This window comes from Micromonospora sp. bgisy143 (assembly GCF_057708145.1).
Genome location: NZ_JBYIRN010000035.1, coordinates 45728 through 65374, shown reverse-complemented (window position 1 = coordinate 65374; position 19647 = coordinate 45728). Strand labels below are relative to the sequence as shown.

General features: G+C 73.6%; 18 protein-coding genes and 1 riboswitch. Of the genes, 8 read left to right on the top strand and 10 right to left on the bottom strand.

Annotation, left to right across the window (positions count from 1 at the left end):
- Positions 1 to 69: 69 nt before the first annotated feature.
- The 7 genes from AC3EN4_RS28835 to pseB all read right to left on the bottom strand — a co-directional run bounded on the left by AC3EN4_RS28835 (position 70) and on the right by pseB (position 7866).
- Complete coding sequence (locus tag AC3EN4_RS28835; RefSeq protein ID WP_435209367.1) at positions 70 to 702, bottom strand: alpha-ketoglutarate-dependent dioxygenase AlkB; 633 nt, start codon at positions 700 to 702, stop codon at positions 70 to 72.
- Positions 703 to 1087: 385 nt separating this feature from the next.
- The gene (locus tag AC3EN4_RS28830; protein ID WP_435209376.1) at positions 1088 to 2134 is read right to left on the bottom strand and encodes a PseG/SpsG family protein; all 1047 of its coding nucleotides are present in this window, start codon (positions 2132 to 2134) and stop codon (positions 1088 to 1090) included.
- Complete coding sequence (locus tag AC3EN4_RS28825; protein ID WP_435209374.1) at positions 2131 to 2853, bottom strand: cytidylyltransferase domain-containing protein; 723 nt, start codon at positions 2851 to 2853, stop codon at positions 2131 to 2133. Before AC3EN4_RS28825 ends, AC3EN4_RS28830 begins: the two co-directional genes overlap by 4 nt.
- Positions 2854 to 3032: 179 nt before the next feature.
- A complete protein-coding gene (locus AC3EN4_RS28820; RefSeq protein ID WP_435209365.1) occupies positions 3033 to 4877 on the bottom strand; it encodes a class I SAM-dependent methyltransferase in 1845 nt (614 codons plus the stop codon).
- Positions 4867 to 5718 carry a hypothetical protein gene (locus AC3EN4_RS28815; protein WP_435209364.1) on the bottom strand — a complete coding sequence of 284 codons (852 nt, stop codon included), beginning with the start codon at positions 5716 to 5718 and terminating at the stop codon, positions 4867 to 4869. Before AC3EN4_RS28815 ends, AC3EN4_RS28820 begins: the two co-directional genes overlap by 11 nt.
- 10 nt (positions 5719 to 5728) lie before the next feature.
- The gene (locus tag AC3EN4_RS28810) at positions 5729 to 6886 is read right to left on the bottom strand and encodes a DegT/DnrJ/EryC1/StrS family aminotransferase (RefSeq protein ID WP_435209362.1); all 1158 of its coding nucleotides are present in this window, start codon (positions 6884 to 6886) and stop codon (positions 5729 to 5731) included.
- On the bottom strand, positions 6883 to 7866 hold the full coding sequence (gene pseB / locus AC3EN4_RS28805) for a UDP-N-acetylglucosamine 4,6-dehydratase (inverting) (RefSeq protein ID WP_355050345.1): 984 nt from the start codon (positions 7864 to 7866) through the stop codon (positions 6883 to 6885). The genes AC3EN4_RS28810 and pseB overlap by 4 nt, the downstream gene beginning before the upstream one ends.
- Before the next feature lie 353 nt (positions 7867 to 8219).
- Between pseB and AC3EN4_RS28800 the strand changes: the two genes are divergently transcribed.
- On the top strand, positions 8220 to 9953 hold the full coding sequence (locus AC3EN4_RS28800; RefSeq protein WP_435209360.1) for a hypothetical protein: 1734 nt from the start codon (positions 8220 to 8222) through the stop codon (positions 9951 to 9953).
- Between the two features lie 98 nt (positions 9954 to 10051).
- Here the strand turns inward: AC3EN4_RS28800 and AC3EN4_RS28795 are convergent, their stop codons facing one another.
- Positions 10052 to 10525 (bottom strand): GNAT family N-acetyltransferase, encoded by a 474-nt coding sequence (locus AC3EN4_RS28795; RefSeq protein WP_435209358.1) that lies wholly within the window; start codon positions 10523 to 10525, stop codon positions 10052 to 10054.
- A 135-nt stretch (positions 10526 to 10660) separates the two neighbouring features.
- Here AC3EN4_RS28795 and AC3EN4_RS28790 point away from each other — a divergent pair, with 135 nt between their 5' ends.
- The 4 genes from AC3EN4_RS28790 to AC3EN4_RS28775 are packed head-to-tail and all read left to right on the top strand — an operon-like array spanning position 10661 to position 13334.
- Positions 10661 to 10912 (top strand): phosphopantetheine-binding protein, encoded by a 252-nt coding sequence (locus tag AC3EN4_RS28790; RefSeq protein ID WP_421475597.1) that lies wholly within the window; start codon positions 10661 to 10663, stop codon positions 10910 to 10912.
- Complete coding sequence (locus tag AC3EN4_RS28785) at positions 10909 to 12171, top strand: AMP-binding protein (RefSeq protein ID WP_435209356.1); 1263 nt, start codon at positions 10909 to 10911, stop codon at positions 12169 to 12171. The genes AC3EN4_RS28790 and AC3EN4_RS28785 overlap by 4 nt, the downstream gene beginning before the upstream one ends.
- The gene (locus AC3EN4_RS28780; protein WP_435209354.1) at positions 12164 to 12919 is read left to right on the top strand and encodes an SDR family NAD(P)-dependent oxidoreductase; all 756 of its coding nucleotides are present in this window, start codon (positions 12164 to 12166) and stop codon (positions 12917 to 12919) included. Before AC3EN4_RS28785 ends, AC3EN4_RS28780 begins: the two co-directional genes overlap by 8 nt.
- Positions 12903 to 13334: a hypothetical protein gene (locus tag AC3EN4_RS28775; RefSeq protein ID WP_435209353.1), complete on the top strand. Its 432-nt coding sequence runs from the start codon at positions 12903 to 12905 to the stop codon at positions 13332 to 13334. The genes AC3EN4_RS28780 and AC3EN4_RS28775 overlap by 17 nt, the downstream gene beginning before the upstream one ends.
- A 249-nt stretch (positions 13335 to 13583) precedes the next feature.
- On the opposite strand, the gene pseI is transcribed toward AC3EN4_RS28775, so the two are convergent.
- Together pseI and AC3EN4_RS28765 are read right to left on the bottom strand one after the other, a co-directional pair.
- Complete coding sequence (gene pseI / locus AC3EN4_RS28770; protein WP_435209352.1) at positions 13584 to 14636, bottom strand: pseudaminic acid synthase; 1053 nt, start codon at positions 14634 to 14636, stop codon at positions 13584 to 13586.
- A 100-nt stretch (positions 14637 to 14736) separates the two neighbouring features.
- Complete coding sequence (locus AC3EN4_RS28765; RefSeq protein WP_435209350.1) at positions 14737 to 15900, bottom strand: glycosyltransferase family 2 protein; 1164 nt, start codon at positions 15898 to 15900, stop codon at positions 14737 to 14739.
- A 247-nt stretch (positions 15901 to 16147) separates the two neighbouring features.
- Here AC3EN4_RS28765 and AC3EN4_RS28760 point away from each other — a divergent pair, with 247 nt between their 5' ends.
- The 3 genes from AC3EN4_RS28760 to AC3EN4_RS28750 all read left to right on the top strand — a co-directional run bounded on the left by AC3EN4_RS28760 (position 16148) and on the right by AC3EN4_RS28750 (position 19174).
- The gene (locus tag AC3EN4_RS28760) at positions 16148 to 17332 is read left to right on the top strand and encodes an acyltransferase family protein (protein WP_435209348.1); all 1185 of its coding nucleotides are present in this window, start codon (positions 16148 to 16150) and stop codon (positions 17330 to 17332) included.
- Between the two features lie 200 nt (positions 17333 to 17532).
- The gene (locus tag AC3EN4_RS28755) at positions 17533 to 18183 is read left to right on the top strand and encodes a hypothetical protein (protein ID WP_435209347.1); all 651 of its coding nucleotides are present in this window, start codon (positions 17533 to 17535) and stop codon (positions 18181 to 18183) included.
- Between the two features lie 220 nt (positions 18184 to 18403).
- The gene (locus AC3EN4_RS28750; RefSeq protein ID WP_435209345.1) at positions 18404 to 19174 is read left to right on the top strand and encodes a hypothetical protein; all 771 of its coding nucleotides are present in this window, start codon (positions 18404 to 18406) and stop codon (positions 19172 to 19174) included.
- A gap of 285 nt (positions 19175 to 19459) precedes the next feature.
- A riboswitch (cyclic di-AMP (ydaO/yuaA leader) is annotated at positions 19460 to 19600 on the top strand.
- Positions 19601 to 19647 lie beyond the last annotated feature (47 nt).

Sequence of the window (19647 nt, the reverse complement as noted above, 5' to 3'; positions counted from 1 at the left end):
TCAAGCGGCGTGTCGGGGCAATAACTTCATGATCAACCCCTGGAGGGGCGGTGCGGGGGTGGGTTGGGGTTAGGCGACGTTGATGGGGCGGAACTGGACGCTCACCCTGGGGCCGGTCGGGCGGGTGGTCTTGGGGATCGCGTGTTCCCAGGTGCGCTGGCAGGAGCCGCCCATCACGATCAGGTCGCCGTGACCCACCGGGAAGCGCAGGCTGTCGCCGCCGCCGCGCGGGCGCAGCAGCAGCGGTCGGGGTGAGCCGAACGAGACGATCGCGACCATGGTGTCGCTGTGCGCGGAGCGGCCGATGGTGTCGCCGTGCCAGGCGACGCTGTCGCGGCCGGAGCGGTAGAGGCACATGCCGGCGGTGACGAAGGGTTCGCCCAGCTCGGGCGCGTAGTACCGGGTCAGCGCGGTGCGTGCGGCCGTGAGGACGGGGTGCGGCAGTTGGCGGTCGCCGTCGTACCAGCAGAGCAGGCGGGGCACGTCGACCTCGCTGTCGTACATGGTCCGGCGCTCCGCCCGCCAGGGCACCTCGGCGAGCAGGGTGTCGAGGACCGCGTCGGAGCCGCGCACCCAGCCGGGGAGATGGTCGACCCAGGCGCCCCGGCTGAGCTGATGCCGCCGGATCGGGCCGGGCAGCGCCCCCAGGGTCGGCTCCGCGTCGGTCAGGTCGAGCATCGACGGCTGGTAAGCGGCCTCCATGAAGCCCACCCTAGCAGCGCTTTAGTACACCCGTGCGAGCCCCGCGCCCCCGCCCCATCCGCGCCTCACCCCGCGCCGCACCCGCGCCGCACCCCGCGCCGCACCCCGCGCTGCACCCCGCGCCGCACCCCGCGCTGCACCCCGCGCTGCACCCCCGCGCTGCACCCCCGCGCTGCACCCCCGCGCTGCACCCCCGCGCCGCACCCCGCGCTGCACCCCGCGTCGCACCCGCGCGTCGATCTTGCAGTTTCGGTTGACGACATGAGGGGTTTTGCCCTCTATGTCGCGACAGAAAGTGCAAGATCGGCGCCGGCGCCGGCGCGGGCGCGGGCGCGGGCGCGGGCGCGGGTGCGGGCGCGGGTGCGGGTGCGGGTGCGGGTGCGGGTCAGGTCTTGGTGAAGGTTTCCAGTACCGCGTCCACGACCCGGGCGCGGCCCTGGCCGTCGACGGCGGCCCAGGCTCGGGCGGCCAGCGCCGCGCGGCGTTGCGGTGAGCTGAGCAGTCCGTTCAGCGTCCGCGCCGCCGTCGCGCGGGCGGTTCGCCCGGGCATCCCGGGAGCGGTCAGGTCCGGCAGTTCGCCGAGGCCGGCGGCCAGTCCGTGGCGCACCACCCGGGCGTACGACTCGCGCTGGTTGTCGACCACGCAGACCAGCGCCGCGGGTGCGCCGAGGCAGCACAGTTCCCAGGTGGAGGTGCCGGCGGCACTCACCACGAGGTCCGCCTCGGTGATCAGGGCGGGCAGCGAGCCGGTGGGCGGGACGGGACGGACGACCTGCCCCCGCCCAGGGTTGATCGCCTCCAGTTCGGCCTCGATCTCGGGTCGCCCGACGACGACCGTGAGGTCCATCGGGTGGCCGGTGGACAGCAGCACCCGGGTCAGCACCGGAGCCGCGCCGACCGCGTCGGTGCCACCGAAGAAGGCCAGCACCCGGGGCCTGCCGACCGTCGTGGCGGGCCGGGGTGTCGCCGGACGGGCGGTCACGACCGAGTCGCGCAGCAGGACGTACCCGCTGCCGGCGAGCAGCCGCCCGGGCAGCGCCGGATGCTGCGCCCCGAAGTTCTGGTCGAGGTAGAGGTCGGCGTCCTGGCCCCGGCTGTCCCCGTCGATCACGGCGAGGGTGCGGATGCCGGCGGCGCGCAGGGCGCCGGCACCGGCCGGGTCCAGCTCGTACGAGTCGAGGACCACCACGTCGAGGTCGTGTCGGCGGGCCGCCTCGACCAGCTCGCCGGGCGACTCCGGGCCGGGGTGCAGTTCGATGCCGCGCGCGGCCAGTTCGGCGCTGGCCCAGCCGACCCGCTCGACCGTGCCGAACACCGCGACGTGGGCGCCCCGGGCCAGGAACTCCTCGGCGAGGGCCAGGCAGCGGACGAGATGCCCGACGCCGCGCCGCGGCCCGGCGTCGCAGCGCAGCCCCACCCGTAGCGTGCTCAGGACTCCTCCAGCCGCTTCTGGCGTACGTCGGCGTTGAGCGCACGCAGCCGGGGTTGCCCGTCGAGCCAGTCGGCGAGCTTGGCCAGGGGCACGCTGACGTCGCCGAAGTGGTCGGCGACGGCGCTCACCAGCGCCCAGTCCTGCTCGGTGTCGAGGGTCAGCCGCAGCGCCGAGCGGTCCGGGGTGAGGGTCACCCCGAGCACCCGGAACAGCTCCGGATGGGTGTACGCGTACGAGGTCACGTGCACCCGGTGGTGGCCGGTGGCGAGCCGGTCCAGGGTGCGCAGGGCGTCCGCGCGGATGATCTCGACGTCCAGTCCGCGGGGCAGGGTGCGCGCGATCGACGTGCTCGCGTAGTCCAACCCGGGTACGGCCTGGTACACCGAGGCGACCAGCGTGATGATTTCCGGGTCGAGCAGCGGGCAGTCGGCGGTGAACCGCATGACCGCGTCGCCCGGGTGCGCGGCGAGAGCGCCCACGAACCGGTCCAGCACGTCGTCGACGGGGCCGCGGTGGTACGGCACGTCGAGCCGGCGGCACTCGTCGACCACCGCGTCGTCGACCGGGTCGGTGCTGGTGGCGACCACCAGGTCGGCGAGGACGCCGCTGTCGTGGGCGGCGCGCACGACGCGGCCGAGTACGGACCGCCCGGCGAGCGGGCGCAGCACCTTGCCGGGCAGCCGGGACGAGCCCATCCGGGCCTGCACGATCCCGACGATCCGTGGCGCGACGGCCGCTCCCGTGCCGGTCGTCGGGTCGGACCGGAGTGCAGTGTCGGGCCGCGTCGCCGGGTCGGACCGGAGTGCAGTGTCGGGCCGCGTCGCCGGGTCGGGCCGCGTCGCCGGGTCGGGCCGGGCAGCGGCACCGGACCGGGTCGCGGGCGCGTCGCCGTCGTCGGTCACTGCTGCTCCTCCTGCTCCGCGACGAGTTGCTCCGCGACGAGTTGCTTCGGGGCGAGGGCCGCTCGCGCGCGGCGCTTCGCGGCACGCGCGCCGCGCTTGGCCAGCCGGGCGGGGGTGATGGCGAGCCGGCCGACCCGGTAGCTGATGGACCCGCTGAGCAGGCCGATCTTCGCCTCGGCCCGGCGCAGCGCCCGCTCCCGGGAGGTGAGCAGCTCGTCGGTCCACCGGGTCAGGGCCGCGAGCCGGCTGATCTCCTCGCGTTGGCGCAGCCACGCCTCGCGCAACTGCTGGTAGCTGTGCGCCCCGACCGGTGGGTCGGTCGGTTCGACCGCCTGGAGTTCGTCGGCGAGGGCGGTGTGGTGCTCGGCGTCCAGGCCGTGCAGGCTGGCCGTGATCGCCGCTTCGGCCTGGACCGCCTCGGCCACCGTGGCCCGGTCCAGGTCGTGGCCGGCGAGCCCGCCGAGGACGACGGTGAGGCCGGCGACGTCCAGGGTGGACGACCACGGGTGGGCGTATCCGCCGGTGAGCAGGGCCGCCGCGAAGCGCCACAGCCCGCGGGCCAGCACCACGTCGCCGGGGAGCCGGTCGGTGGCCCGCCAGCTCGGGTCGAGCACCGCGAAGCGTTCCCCGTCGACCACCATGTTGTCGGCGCTGGCCAGCGCGGCGGCCCCGGCGAGCCGTCCGTCGGCGTCGGCCTGGTCGGCGAGCCAGCCCGCGTACCCGTGCAACAGCCTGCGGAGCGTGGCCAGGTCGCGGCGCAGCGCGGCGTCGAGCAGCAGGGTGTGCAGCAGCCGCCCGGCCGGCACCGGCCCGGTCAGCGCGGCGGGGTCCCGGTACGCGGCCTCGCGGCTGGCGGACGGCGCGGTCGTGCCGGCGGTGGCGACGTGCCCCCATCGCCAGCCGGACGGGCCGTCGCGCACTTCCAGCACACCGATCCCTGGCTGGCCGGACGACCCGGTCTGCACCAGCGCCACCGGCAGGTCCCCCTCGGCGGGGGAGTCCGTCGGCCCGCCGGGCCGGTGAGCCAGCAGCAGCCAGGCCGGCGCCAGGTCGGCGGCGCGCCCGGCGTGCAGGGCGTCCACCGCCAGCCGGGCCGGGTCCTGGAGCACCGTGGCGGGGGCGAAGGCGCCCGCGCAGGCGCCGTGCAGCACCGCGTCGAACAGCCCTCGGTCCGCGCCGTGGTCGAGCTGGTCGGCGTCGAGCAGGGCCGTCGCCGTCGCGCCACCGGGGTACGCGGCCCAGCAGGCGCTCGGGCGGAGCCCGCTGTCGGTGAGTCGCTGGCGGAGCTGGTCCCGGTTGGCGGGGTGGGCCGCGTCGAGCACCCCGCCGATCACCCAGGCGGCGTCGTCCCGGGCGACGTACCAGGGGCTGGTGGCGACCAGCCGGTGCAGTCCGAGCGGGTTGTCCAGGCGCAGCAGCAACGTGCCGCCGGGGCGTACCGCGGCGACCAGCCGGGCCAGCACGCCGTCCCAGCCGAGCCGGGTGCCCTCCACCGACTCGATCGGGTCCAGCCCGGCGGCGGCGATCACCACGTCGTACGTGTCGTCGCCGGACAGGCCGGCGGGGCCACCCACGACCACGCGGGCGGCCCGCTGGGCCAGCGCCACGGCGTCCGGGTGACTGCGCAGCAGGCAGGTCACCTCGGCGTGGGCGAGCCGGTCGAGCAGCGCCGGGTCGTGCGGGCCGGCCAGCAGGACGCGGGTGCCGGGCGGCACGATGCGGGCGACCAGTGCGGCCAGCGGCCCTCCGTCGGTCAGCCGCTCCTTCGGCAGGTCGGACCAGGCCAGCATCTCGCCGCCGGGCAGGGTGATCCGGCCGGCGGGTGCCGTCTCAGTCGTCACTGTCGTCCTCTTCTTCTTCCGGAAGGTTCGCCCAGCCGAGCAGCTCACGTAGCTCGGCCGGGGTGCAGCGGTGGTCGACGCCCAGCTCCGCGCGGGCGATCGACACGGCGGTGGGCAGGTCGACCTGGGTGCCGTGCAGCTCCGGCCACTGCCGACGGATGCGGGCGGTGCCACCGAAGGTCGGGTCCTCGTTGGACAGGATCATCGGGTCGCCGTAGACCGCCGGCTCGCAACCGGCCGCGATGCCGTAGAAGATCGCGCTGGTCAGCCGGTTGGATGCTACCCGTCGGTGCCGGCGCAGCTCGGTCAGTTGCTTGTCGAGGAACTCCGGGTCGGTGTCCTTCCACCAGTGTCCCCGGTAGCCGTGGCAGATCACCCGGAACCCGGCGCGCTCGTAGAGCCGCCGGACGTGGCGCATGCCGTACTCGTGCCAGTAGAGGCAGACCGTCACCGGCCCGGGCTCGGTGTCCCGGATGCGGGCGATCAGCTCCCGGTGGTCGCCCTTGACGTGCTGGCCCTCCCAGCCGTGGAACGGGTACCAGATGGTGCCCTCCCGCTCCTGCTCCGGCGGATTGTCGGGCCGCATGGCGAGCAGGTAGATGAACGGGGCGCCGATCACGACGACGTTGCGCCGCCCCACCGACCAGGCCCGGCGGCGGGTCTGCTCGGACCAGAGCAGGCTCGGCGTGCGGTCGGCGTACGGGTGACCCGGGGCCAGGCCGTCGCCGATGTTCCAGCCGTGCTGCACGTACCCGTTGATCCGGGGCGGGTGCCGGTCGCCGAGGCCGGCGTACCGGGCCAACACGTGGGCGTGGCCGTAGAAGTGGTTCGCGTGGTGCATCAGCTTCCCATCAGGCGGCGGAACGCACCGCGCTGCCCCGCAGGATCGCGGTCAGCGCGTCGATGACGCGGTCCTGGTCGGCGTCGCTGAGTCCCGGGTACAGCGGCAGCGACAGCTGCTGGGCGTAGAACGACTCGGCCACCGGGCACGACCCGCGCCGGTAACCCAGGTCGGCGAAGGCGGGGTGCCAGTGCACGGGGATGTAGTTGACCTGCACGCCGATGCCGGCGGCGCGCATCCGGTCGTACACCTCACGGCGACGGCCGTCGAGCACCCGGACCGGGTAGAGGTGCCAGGCCGGGTCGGCCCACGACCTGCGGACCGGCAACCGTACGCCGTCCAGGTCGGCCAGCGCCTCGTCGTAGCGGGCGACCAGCGCGGCCCGACGCGCGGTGAACGCGGCGAGCCGACGCAGTTGACTGCGGCCCAGGGCGCAGAGCACGTCCGGGAGGCGGTAGTTCAGCCCGAACTCGTGCACCTCCTGGTGCCAGCCGCCCTCGTCCGGGTAGCGCAGGTCGTCGCGCTCGCGGACCATGCCGACGCCCCGGAACCGGCGGGCCCGCTTCAGAACCTGCGGGTCGAGCGCGGCGACGGCACCTCCCTCGGCGGTCGTCAGGTTCTTCGTGGGGAAGAACGAGAACGTGGTCAGGTCGGCGAGCGAACCTACCGGACGACCGCGGTACGACCCGCCGATCGAGTGCGCCGCGTCGGCGAGCAGCAACACGTCGCGGCCCGCCAACGACGCGCGCAACGCGTCGTAGTCGGCCGGGTGGCCGGCGTAGTCGACCGCGGAAACCACTCTGGTACGCGAGGTGACCGCCGCCGCGGCGGCGGCCGGGTCGAGGCAGAACGTCTCGTCCTCGACATCCGCGAAAACGATCTTCGCGCCGAGCGCGACGGCGCTGCTGGCGGTCGCCACGAACGTCATCGGCGGGACCACGACCTCGTCGCCCGGTCCGACCCCGGCGGCCGCGTACGCGACGTGCAGCGCCGCCGTGCCGTTGGAGACCGCGGCGACACCCGCCCCGCCGGTCCACCGGGCGAGGTCGGCCTCGAACGCGTCGACCTGCGGCCCGGTGGTGAGCCAGTCGCCGCGCAGCACGTCGGCGACGGCCGCGACGTCGTCCTCGGAGATCGACTGCCGGCCGTACGGGAGCATCCCGGTCATGCGGTCAGGCCGAGCATCTCGCGTAGCTGCTCCACGGTGAGCCACTCGTCGTTGGTGTCCGACTGGTAGGCGAAGCCGTCCGGCACGGGCTCGCAGTCGACCGGCGGCTGGTAGCCCCACCCGGCGATGGTCGGCTGGACGATGTAGCGGTCCTTGGCGCGCAGCGTCCGCCGGCTGTCGTCCGGGGCGATCATCTCCTCGTGCAGCTTCTCGCCGGGCCGGATACCGATCTCGTGGGTGGTGGCGTCCGGCGCGACGGCCTCGACCAGGTCGAGGATGCGCATGCTGGGGATCCGGGGCACGAACAGTTCGCCGCCCTGCATCTGGTCGAACGAGTCCATGACGAACTGCACGGCCTGCTCGAGCGTGATCCAGAAACGGGTCATCCGCTTGTCGGTGATCGGCAGGCTCTTGCCCTCGGCGGCCAGCCGGTGGAACAGCGGGACGACCGAACCACGGCTGCCGACCACGTTGCCGTAGCGCACCACGGCGAAGCGGGTCGGGTGGTGCGCGGCGTAGTGGTTGGCCGAGACGAACAGCTTGTCGCCGACCAGCTTGGTGGCGCCGTACAGGTTGATCGGGCTGGACGCCTTGTCGGTCGAGAGCGCGATGACCTTCTTGACGCCGGCCTCGATCGCGGCGTCGACGACGTGCTGCGAGCCGGTGATGTTGGTGGCGATGAACTCCGACGGGTTGTACTCGGCGGTGTCCACCTGCTTGAGCGCGGCGGCGTGCACCACGTGGTCCACGCCGTGCATCGCCCGGGTGAGGCGGTGCCGGTCCCGGATGTCGCCGATGAACCAGCGCAGCCGCGGGTCGTCGCCGAGCTGCTGGCGCAGCTCGTACTGCTTGAGCTCGTCGCGGGAGAAGACCACCACCCGGGCGGGGTCGGCCTCGGTGAGGATGTGCCGGAGGAAGGTCCTGCCGAAGGAACCCGTTCCCCCGGTGATCAGAATGGACGATCCATTCAACTCACTCAATTTGGTGCTCCCGTGATCGTGGATGAACCGGCGGCCCTCGGCCGGCCGACCGGGGTGAGACGCTAACGGCGGCGGGTTAACGCACCGGCGCTCGCGGGTTAACCGCTCCCCCTGCTGTCGTGAATGGCGGGCACCGCGCAGGCGAACACTTCCGACCGTCCGGGAAGCGGGCTGACCAGGGGAGATCCGGCCGCTACAGTGGCCGCGCGAGCGACCCGGCCGCCGTGCGCGTGTCGTCGGTACCGCGTTCACCCGACATCCGCACCGCCTCGGTGCGAGCGGGTCATCCCCGGGCGTCACCGGCCGCGCCGCCCTGCCCGGCGGCCGCCCGGCCGGCAGTTCAGGAGGCGTTGATGGCAACCGGCAGCGACGTGATCGAACGGCCGACGGTCCCGGCCGGGACACCGCCTGCGACACCCGAACGCCGGTGGCTGGTGCCGCTGCTGCTGTTCGCCGGCTGGGTGTTGAGCGTCGCCTGGCGCATGTGGCTGTCGCGGCACATCGCGCTGCCCATCGCGCACACCGACGAGGACAGCTACCTGAACACCGCCCGCGCCCTCGTCGGCGGTCCGGGCGGCTTCAGCAGCGAGAACGACCTGCTGCGCCGGGTCGGGTACCCGATGCTCATCTCGCCCGCGTTCCTCGGCCACCACGACTTCACCGACAGCTACCGCCTCGTCCAGCTGATCAACGCGATGGTCAACTCGACGCTGCTGCCCCTGGCGTACCTGCTCGGCCGGCGGGTGCTCCGCCTGCCCCGCGCGTCGGCGCTGCTCGCCGCCGTGGTGGCGGCCACGCTGCCGGCCACCGCCTTCTACGCCGGCGTCGCGATGATCGACACCGTGATGGCCCCGCTCGTCGTCGCCTGGCTGCTCGCCGTACACCGGTGGATCGAGCGGCCCGGTCCGCTCGCCGCGGCCACCGTCGGCCTGCTGGTGGGCGCGTTCCACCTGCTGCACTCGCGGGCTCTGGTGATCGTGGCGGTGCACGCCGGCCTGGTCCTGCTGCTGTTCGTCCGCCGCCGGATCGACCCCGTCGCGGTGCTCGCGGCGCTGCTGCCGGTGCTGGCCCTGGCCCTGGTCAACGAGGCCGGCATCCGCTTCCTCGGGGACAAGGTCTACCTGCTCGGCAGCACCCCCGGCGGCGGCACCGCGGCCGCCGTCGCCTCCGCGCAGGGGGTGGTCCGCGTCGGCGCGGCCGTCACCACCCAGCTCTGGTACCTCGTGGTGATCACGTTCGGGATGGCCGGGGTCGCCTGGGCCGCCGCAGTCAAGGAACTCTGGCGTCCGCGCCACGGCGACGCCACCCGCTGGACCATGGGTGTCGCGCTGGTGGTGAGCGTCGGGGTCGCCAGCGGCGCGTCGGTGATCCTGGCCGGCATCACCGGCAAATCGTTGGACGCGATCTACGGCCGTTACGTGCAGATGCTCGCCCCGTTCTGGCTGCTGGTCGGGCTCGGGGTGCTGCTCACCGAGGAGCGCCGGGTGGTGCTGCGCCGAGCGGCGGTCGCGGTGGGCCTGCTGGTGGCCGGCGGGGCGCTGGTCGCCGGCCGGCTCGCGTACGTGGCCAGCCGGGGACACTCGCTGCGCTACGGCGGGTTCGGCGCACCTGACCTGATGGCGTTGACCAACGGCTGGCGGGAGATGCGTCCGGTGCTCGGGTCGCTGATCGGTATCGGCGCGTGCCTGCTGCTGGTGGCCGCGGTCCGGGTGCCCCGGCTACGGCTGCCGGTGCTCGGCGTCCTGGTCGTGGCCAACCTGCTCACCATGCAGGTGATCGACCAACGGCTGGTGCGTCCGATGGCGGCGAGCACCGCGCCGACCCCGTGGGTCGCCGACGTCGGCGTACGCCCCGGCGAGCGCGTCTGGGCCTCCACCGGGGTGCACTACATCCTGCGGTTCAACCTGAGCCACCAGGTGACCTGGACCGACGTGCGGTGGTTCCGCGAGCAGCCACCCGCCGCCGCGCAGGTGGTGTTCGCCCGCTGGGCGCCCGGCCAGCCGGACGACTGGGACGGCGCGAAGTACGGCTTCGTCCGGCTCGGCGGCAACGAGCGGCAGCACTGGGCGGCCTGGCGGCGGGCCTGATCCGAGATTCGTTCCGCCCGGTGGACACCGCAATTGCGTGAACGGCGGATGTCCACCGGGTTAATGCTTGTCGGCCACTGCGCAAATGGTGGCGGTAATCAGCGCCGGCGGCGATCCTGGCGGGCCAGGGAAATCGGGATGACGGTGATTTCCCGCCCGTCGGACACCTCCTGTCGTGGCGTGCCCTCGACGAATCGGAAACGCCGGTTCATCTGCCGCACGACGGTGTTGTGCGCCAACACCTCGCCGTCCAGCCGCAGCAGGTGCAGTCCGTCGAAGGCGTACTCCACGGCCTCGGACATCACGCCAAGCCAGGCCGGCAGCGTCTCGCCCCGCTCGGCCAGCCCGTCGGCGTCCAGGTAGAAGCCCCACGCCCCGGTACGCGGGCCGTCCAGCCGCAGGTCGAAGAAGGTGACGACCCCGCACGGCCGGTCGTCGTGGACGTACATCAGGACCCGTCGGGTCGGGTCCTCGCGCACCGCCGACCACCACCGGGCGTGCTCCTCGGCGGTGATCTCGTGGCTGGTCTTGCTGACCTGACGGTTGGTTTCCTGATTACGCCAGGACAACATCAGATGAACGTCGTCCGTCGTCGTTTCACGCAGCACGTGCTCCCGCTTTCCTGTCTCAACACAACCGGTCCCGGCACCTTACCCGGGGCCACCGGGAAAGCAGTTATCCATTCGCCGGGTTGTAGACTCCGCCGCATGAACGAATTGAGTCGCGCGCAGATCCGCGACCTCATGGCGCAGGTGCTCAAGAACCAGGACAAGGAACTGCCCGCCGACGACGCGGCGCAGTTGCGGGACATCGGTTTCCGTTCGCTGGACTTCTCCGAGCTGGCCCTGCGGGTGGAGGACGAGACGGGGGAGGAGCTCAACTTCGACGCTCCCGGCCTGCGCCGCATCGCCACCGTCGGCGACGTCCTCGACTTCCTCGTCGAGCTCCAACAGCGGTGACCGTCGCGACAACCCAGCCGGCCACCGCGGGCCCGGAGCCGGCCGGCGTCGACAACCGGATCGTCGTGGGCGGCGCCCCGCTGACCTGGCGTACCTTGCCGTCGCCGGAGCTGCCCGACCCCGCGGCGGTGCTGGCGACCTCCGCCCGGCACGCGCTCGCCGCCGCACGGCAGCACGCCGTGCACGGCACCGAGCTGCTGCTCAGCACCGCGAGCCGGGTGGACGCGACGATGCGCGCGGAGTTGGGCGACGCCGGGTTCGCCGTGACGCTGCTCGACGACGACGGCGCGCACCCCAGCGCGCCGGCCCGGCCGCGCGCCGCCGAACCCGGCCGGCTGTGGCTGCTGACGTCCGGCTCGACGGGCCGTCCCAAGCGGGTCGGGCACACCCTGGCCACGTTGACCACCGTCCGGGCCGACCAGCCGGACCGGACCTGGCTGTGCCCCTACGCCCCCGGCACGTACGCCTGGTGGCAGGTGGTGACCCTGTCGCTGACCCAGCCCGATCAGCACCTGGTGGTGGTCGACCCGGACGAGTTGGACGACTGGCCGGTGGTCGCCGCCGCGCACGGGGTGGACGCCGCGTCCGGCACGCCCACCTTCTGGCGGCGCACCCTCTACCGGGACGTCGCCGCGCTGGCCCGGGTCCCGCTGCGGCAGATCACCCTGGGTGGGGAGCCGGTGGACCAGGCGATCCTGGACCAGCTCCGCGAGGTCTTTCCCGCCGCGCGGATCTCCTGGATCTACGCGTCCTCGGAGGTCGGCGCGTCCATCGTGGTGCACGACGGGCGGGCCGGGTTCCCCGTCGAGTGGCTGGACCGGGAAACCCCGGGCCGGCCCACCCTCTCCGTACGCGACGACGAGTTGGTCGTGACCTCCCCGTACCACGGGGTCGGCCTGGCCGGCCCGGTCCGCACCGGGGACCGGGTGCAGGTGCTCGACGGGCGGGTGCTGATCACGGGTCGGTTGGACTCCGACGAGATCAACGTCGGTGGGAGCAAGGTCTCCGCCGGTGTGGTCCGGGGCGTACTGACCCAGCATCCCGGCGTGGCCTGGGCCCGCGTCACCGGCCGCCGGGCCCCGGTGCTCGGCCGGATGGTCGTCGCCGACGTGGTCCTCGCGCCCGCCGCCGCCCCGCTGCCCGACGAGGCCGCACTGGTCCGCTGGTGCGCCGACCGGCTGCCCGAGCACGCCGTGCCCCGCCGGATCCGTGTGCTGACCGAAATTCCCGTCAAGGAGACCCTGAAGAGCGATGTCTGACCCCGCCGACACCAAGCTCGTACCCCCCAGCTCCGTGGTCCTCGTCTCCGGCGGTTCCCGAGGGCTGGGTCTGGCCATCGTCACCGACCTGCTCGACGCGGGCGCACGGGTGGCCGCCTTCGCCCGTACCGTCACCGCCGAGCTGGAGAAGGTCGCCGCCGAACACCCCGACCGGGTGCACGTCGGTTCGGTCGACGTCACCGACCTGCGCGCCGCGCAGCGTTTCGTCCGCGAGGTGGAGCAGCGTCTCGGCCCGATCGACGGCATCGTCAACAACGCCGCCGTCGGGCAGGACTCCCTGCACGTGCACACCGCCACCGACGACATCGCCCGGATCATCGAGACCAACCTGACCGCGCCGCTGCAACTGACCCGGCTGGTGATCCGTCGGATGCTCGGCAAGGGACTGCGCGGCCGGATCGTCAACATCACCTCGATCTGCGCGCAGCGCGGCTTTCCGGGCCTGGTCGCGTACTCGGCCACCAAGGGCGGCATGGACGCGGCCACCCGTTCGCTCGCCCGGGAACTCGGCGGCCGGATGCTGGTCAACGCGGTCGCGCCCGGTTTCTTCGCCTCGGAGATGTCCGCCGTGCTCGGCCCGACCCAGCTCGACCAGATCGTGCGCCGTACCCCGACCGGTCACCTGACCGAGCCGGAGGAGGTCGTACCGGTGGTGCGGATGCTGGTGCGCGAGCACACCAACATCAACGGTCAGGTCATCGTGGTGGACGGTGCCGCCTCCATCTGACCTGCGGCCGGTGCCGGGGCTGCTCGCCGCCGCCGAACGGCACCTCCGGATCGGTACGCCCGCCGAGGTGGCCGCGGCGACGACCCGCAGCCACCTCGACGACGGGCGCTGCGTCGGCTGGTACGGCCCGCCGGTGCCGGGCTGGCGGGTGGCCGTCGACGCGGAACGCGCCGACGCCCCGGTGCCCCCGGCGCTGGCCCGCCGCTTCGGTCCTGGTGACTTCTGGGCCCGGTGGACCCGGGCCGAGTGTTGCTGCAAGTTGGCCGACGTGCCGATCGCGACCTGGTGGCGTCGGCACGGGCTGGGCACTCCGGTCGACGGCGCCACCCTCTGGCGCACCCTGCGGGTCGCCGACCTGGTGGTCACCGTCGGCTTCGCTCCCGGGCAGGGCGGCGGGCCGATCGGCCGCGCCTGACCGGTCGGGGTGCGGTTGGTGTTGGCGGTGCCTGTCGAGCTGCCCCACATCTGGGGCGAGATGGTGACCGGTGGGGCGCGGGTGGTGTCGGCGGTGCCTGTCGAGCTGCCCCACATCTGGGGCGTGACGGCCTCAATGGCGGCCCGCCCCATTTCCGGGGCAGCTCGACAGGACGCGCACAAGGCACTGCCAACCTGAGGTACGCGCGGCCGCCCGGCGCTCTGTCCGCCGGCTCGCCCGGTCAGCCGGTCAGATCAGGTCCCAGCTCAGCGGGGTGCCGCGCGGGGCGTCGGTGGTGAAGGTCCGGCCCCGTACCGTGTCGATCTCGACCGGGGCCAGGCCGCCGGCCGGCCGGATCGACCGGACGTTCTGCGCCGTCACCGGGTCGCCGGCCCGGACGTCCTCGACCACGAACAGCGAACGGCGGAACCGCAGCCCTTCCCGCTCGGCCGGCGTCGGGCCGATCGCGGTGCCGCCCAGCGCCGCGTGGGCCCGGCCCGACTCCTCGACGAGCGCCGTCAACTCCGCCGGGTTCAGCGAGAAGTCCGAGTCCACGCCACCGTCGGCCCGATCCAGGGTGACGTGCTTCTCGATGAAGCACGCGCCCAGCGCCACCGAGGCGACCGCCACGCCGATACCGGGCGTGTGGTCGGAGAGCCCGACCGGCAGGTCGAACGCGCCGGACAGCACCGGCAGGCGGCGCAGGTTGCTGTCGGCGGGCGGCGCCGGGTAGGACGCGGTGCAGGCCAGCAGGACGATGCCCGCCGCGCCACCGTCGCGGGCGGTCCGCACGGCGGCGTCGATCTCGGCCACCGTCGCCATCCCGGTCGATATCACCATCGGCTTGCCGGTGCTGGCCACCAACCGGATCAGCGGCAGGTCCACCAGCTCCGACGACGCGATCTTGTACGCCGGGACGTCCAGCGACTCCAGCAATTCCACGGCGGTGGCGTCGAACGGTGACGAGAAGACCGTCAGCCCGCGCTCGCGGGCCCGCGCGAAGATCGGGGCGTGCCACTCGTACGGGGTGTGCGCCCGCTCGTAGAGGCGGTACAGGTTCTCCCCGCCCCACAGCTCGTGCCCGCCCGAGATGCGGAAGGCGGGGGTGTCGACGTCGATCGTGATCGTGTCCGGCCGGTACGTCTGCATCTTGAGCGCGTGCGCACCGCTCTCGGCGACCGCGTCGACGATGGCCAGCGCCCGATCCAGGTCCCCGTTGTGGTTACCGGACATCTCGGCCACCACGAAGGGTCGCTCCCCGGCACCGACCGCGTGCGGTCCGATCTTGATTGTCGCCGTCATTCCGACCTCTGTTCCCTACGCCCGCACCGACGTGCGGTGGTGCTGTCGTCGTCCCCCGACGGGCGGACGACCTGAAAAACTCCGGCACCCGCCGGACGGTTCACGACCGGCGGCCACCGGCCAACGCGTCCGACCGGTCCGGCGTGCGCGCGGTGTGCCCGCCGTCCGGCCTGCTCGCCGACCCCGCCGCTCGGGAGGGGTCGTCGGCCGTCGACGCGTCGCCGCCACCGGCCGGGACCGGGCGACGCCACCGGCCGGTGACCCGGTGCGCCTGCCGTAGCGCCGAGTACGCCAGCCAGTCGCCGCGCCCCACCAGGCGGTGCTTGAGCCCGGTGACGCCCGCCGGCATCGGATAACCCCCGGGGGGCAGGTATCGGCGGTAGTGCTCGGCGACCCGGTGGAAGAAGGCGCGCCGCAGGTGTGGGTGCAGCCGGTCGTCGTTGCCGACCACCACCAGGTAGTGGCTGATCATCAACTGGAACAGCTCGGCCCGCAGGCCCTCGTCCGGGTGCCGGCGGGCCACCCAGTCCATCAGCCGCTCGTACTGACCGAACGCGTCGAAGTGCCGGCCGCTGCGGGTCGAGGTGATCGCGCCCTGGCGGCCCTGCCGGTACAGGTAGCAGACCCGGTCTAGCACCGAGATCTTCTCCGCGCCGATCAGCAGCGGGTGGCTGAACGGGATGTCCTCGTACCAGCCGGGGAAGAAGCGCAGTTCCAACTCGTCCAGGAAGGCGCGTCGTACCACCTTGTTCCACGCCGTGTGCTGCACCCGCAGCAGTTGGGGCTGGTCGGCGAGGCGGGCCACGCCCGGCACCCCGCGCAGCAGGTGGCTGCTCGCGTCGACCTCCCGCCGGCCGTCCTCGTGCACCCGCAGGTGGTCCAGCATCAGCACGTCGGGCTGGTGTTCACGCAGCCGGTCCAGCACCGCGGCGATGGTGCCCGGCGGCAGCCAGTCGTCGCTGTCGACGAACCAGACGTACCGGCCGGTGGCCACGTCGAGGCCCGCGTTGCGGGCCAGGCCGAGACCCACGTTCTCTTCCAGGTGTACGACGCGGAAGCCGTCGCGTCCGGTGGCGTAGGACCGCAGCATCGCGCCGCAGCCGTCCGGGGAGGCGTCGTTCACGGCGATCAGTTCGACCGCCTCCGACTCGCCCACCGGGATGTCCGCCCGGATCGACTCGAGGCACTGGTACAGGTAAGCCTCGACGCCGTAGACGGGCACGACGATGCTCAGCAGCGGCGCGTGCGTCGGCTCATTGACCACGTCGCCACCTTCGACGACCCGGATGGCCAGCCCCGGAACCAGACGTGACCGCGGATGGTGGAATCCCTGAACACCCGCGAAGCGGAAGGTTAATAACGGCCGCCCGGTTCACCCGGGAGTGACCCGGTAGGGTGCCTCGGTGCGGTCCTGCCGGGCCGTCGCGGGCGTCGTCGTCGCGCCGTCCGACGCCACGGGCCGAGGAGGAGGCGTACGTGCTGGTGACCCTGCGAAGCGTCGGGACCCCGGCATGACGAGCACCGCCGACGCGCCGGCCGCGCCGCCCGCCCCCGCCCGGCTGCCGTCGCTGACCGGGCTGCGGTGGATCGCCGCGCTGCTGGTCTTCGGGTTCCACGCCGGGACGATGCGGATCATCGCCGAGCCGGACTACAAGGCCGTGGTCGACGCCCTGTTCACCCTCGGCCTGTCCGGGGTGCAGTTCTTCTTCATTCTCAGCGGCTTCGTGCTGGTCTGGTCGGCCCGCCCGGGCGACTCGCGGCTGACCTTCTGGCGTCGGCGGGTCGCGAAGATCTACCCGAACCACGTGGTGCTGTGGGCCGCCGCGCTGCTGGTCGCCTGGTGGTTCGCCGATCCCGTCCTGCCGGCCGTCGCCCTGGAGAACCTGCTGCTGTTGCAGGCCTGGGACCCCAGGCTGGGCTGGTTCTACAGCGTCAACACGGTGAGCTGGTCACTGTCCTGCGAGTTCTTCTTCTACCTCTGCCTCCCGCTGGCGCTGCCGTTGCTGCGCCGGGCCCGGCCCGCCGTCCTCTGGACGCTCGTCGTCGCGTTGCCGTTGCTGATCCTCGCGCTCTGGCCGGCCCAGCAACTGGTGCCGGAGGTGAGCCGCTGGTGGTTCACCCAGATCTTCCCGCCGGTGCGGTCCCTGGAGTTCTGGCTGGGGGCGGTGGCGGCCGAGCTGATGCTCCGGGGCCGTTGGCGCGGCCCGGGACTGCCCGTCGCCACCGCGATCTTCGTGGCCACCTGGGTGGCCGCCGCGCAGTGGATCCGCGCCGAGTTGTGGACCACCCTGCTCGCCGTCGCGTACCTGTTGGTGATCACCGCCGCCGCCGACGCCGACGTGCGGAACCGGCGCTCGCCGTGGCGCTCCCGTCCGCTGGTCTGGCTCGGCGAGGTCTCCTTCGCCTTCTACCTGGTACACGTCCTGGTGATGACCAGCGTGCTCCGGCTCAGCGGTGACTGGGGGACCGGGTTCCGGGGCTGGCGGGGTCCGGCGGTGGTGCTCGGATTCCTGCTCGTGAACCTGGTGCTCGCCGGGTTGCTGCACCGCTGGGTCGAGACCCCGCTGATGCGCCGGCTCGCGCCCCGCCGCCCGGCCCGGCCGCCGCTCGTCCCCCGGCAGCGCACCCCGGAGGCCGACGTGCCGGTGGATCCCGCGCCCGCGCCCGCGCAAGATCGTGCTCGATCCTGGTTGTAGTGGTGTCGTCAGCCGACCGAGGCCACTACATCAACGATTGAGCACGATCATGGCCGGCGCCGCGGCACCGACCCGGGCGACGAGCAGTCGACCCGCACCGGCCGGCGTGCCCTGTCCACGCTGGTCGGACGTCGGCGCGGCGCGGGTCGACACGCCCGTCGTGGATGCGTCCCGGCAGGCCACGACGGTAGCGTGAGGTGGTGTTCCCGGTCGCGCTCACCTGTCCCCTGTGGTGGGTGGCGCGCTGGGCGACCCGGGTGCTGACCAGCCTCGCCGTCCTGTCGCTCGCCCTCGGCGCGGCCCCGGCGCTGCTGCCGGCTTCGGCCGCTCCCGTGTCGCCGTCCACCGTGCAGTCGCCCGCCCTCGCAGACCGGCTGGTCCGGACGACCGCCGTCACCGTCACGGCCACCGCCGGCCGACTACTCGCCGACCGGACCGCCGCGCAGCGGGCGAGCGCAGACCGGGCCGCCGCGGACCGGGCCGCCGCGGACCGGGCCGCCGCGGACCGGGCCGCCGCGGACCGGGCCGCCTCGCAGCGGGCCAGCGCCGACCAGGCCACCACGCAGCGGGCCGGCGCAGAGCAAGCCGCCCGGCGGGCCGCCGTCGGACCGGTCAGTCGAGCAAGCGTCGCCGAGGCCGCCGCCGGACCGGTCAGTCGAGTAAGCGCCGCCGACGCCGCCGCCGCAGGCGTTCTGCCGGCGCGGCCCGTCGACCCGCAACCCGCGCTGCTCGGTGCTCCGGGTCTCCTGCCCGGCCCGCCGACCGCGGTGACCTCGGTGGGCACGGGCGCGGAGCGCTCCCTCCGAGCCGCCGGCTCGGCCGGCCGGACGCCCCGAGCACCGCCGGCCTAGCGGGTCACCCGCCGGGGCCGGCGCGCCATCCGGCGAGAGCGCCGAGTCGTACGGCAAGCGCCGAGTCGTACGGCACGCGCCGAGCCCACACCGGCCGCCAGGTCCACCACCGGCGGCGTCGCCAGGCCGAGCGCACCCGTCACCGCATCTGACGACACATCGCCCGCACCCTCGCCGTGCGGCATCCCATCGCTGACGTGTTCATGCCGAGGAGCCGACCATGGAAACCGTCGTCTTCTACCAGTTCCTGACCGAGGTGCCCCGGGCCGCCGCCATCTGGTCGGCCCTGTTCCTGCTGGCGCTGACGGTCCTCGCCGTCCTGGTGGCCCGCCCGGAGCGGGACTCGCCCCCGGCCGACCACACGCCGCCGACGCCCACCGCCCGAGAGACGGCCGCCGCCGAGATCGCCGACCTGCGCCGGTACGCCGAGGAGGTGGCCGTGGCCTCGGCCCGGGCGGCGCGGACCGCCCGGCGGCGGCGCGCTGACTGGCTGGTCGCCCAGGACGAGGCCCAGCGGGCCTGGACGGCGTACGACGAGGCGGACAGCGCGGCCCGCCGGGTCGCCACCGCCGGCGCGCTGCCGACACCGCGTACCCCGCACACCCCCGCCGAGTACGCGGCCCGGGAGCGCTACCTGCACCGGGCCGCGACGGCTGCGTACTGGCGCGGGGAGTTGACCATGGCTCAGCTCGGTGACGTGTTCGGGCACCGGCGCGGCTGGGATCCGCGCCGGCACCCGGTCGAGCAGGAGGTGCTGCTCATCCGGGCGATCCGGGACGCGAGGCTGGCCGAGCACCGGACGGCCGCCGAGCGCGAGCGGACGGCCTGGCGGGACGCGGAGGTGGCCGCCTCGTCGGCACGCGCCCTCGCCGAGGAGGCGTACGCGGCGGCGGTGCGGTCACGGCCGGTCGCGGTGCCCTCCCGGCGTACGGTGACCCGGGTGTCGCCTACGGCCGTGGCGGCACGCTGGCGTCCGGTCCGCGCCGGTTGAGCCCGATCCGTTATGTGAGGCGGGTCACCGGCGGCGAAAATCGGGCGACCGGCATCATCGGCGGCCATTGTTCTCGCGATTGCGGCGGCGTTCTCGGCGCCCTGTCCGGTTGTCGCCCGCAGGTGCCGCCGGAACCGGTTGTCCCATCGAGTCACGTCAGCGGCCAAACGCGCAGAAATTGCGGTGCCAAATGATGTTTACGCAGGTTGGAGCGGCTTGGCAGAGTGCGGACCGACCAGTACTGTCGTCCCGTCCGGTGCGGTAACCGATCGCAACAGGCGACGCCGCGCCGACCCGCTCAATCGTGATCAACGAACCGGGGACCCACAGTAAGTCCGGGGTGAATCCGCGAGCCACGGCCCGCGGTAGGGCGATCTTCCCGCCCGAATCCGTCAGCTAACCCGGTAGGCGGTGACGGAAGGAGTTCCATCCTCGTGCAGCACCCCTCGCCCCCCGTTTTGTTCCTCCGCCTC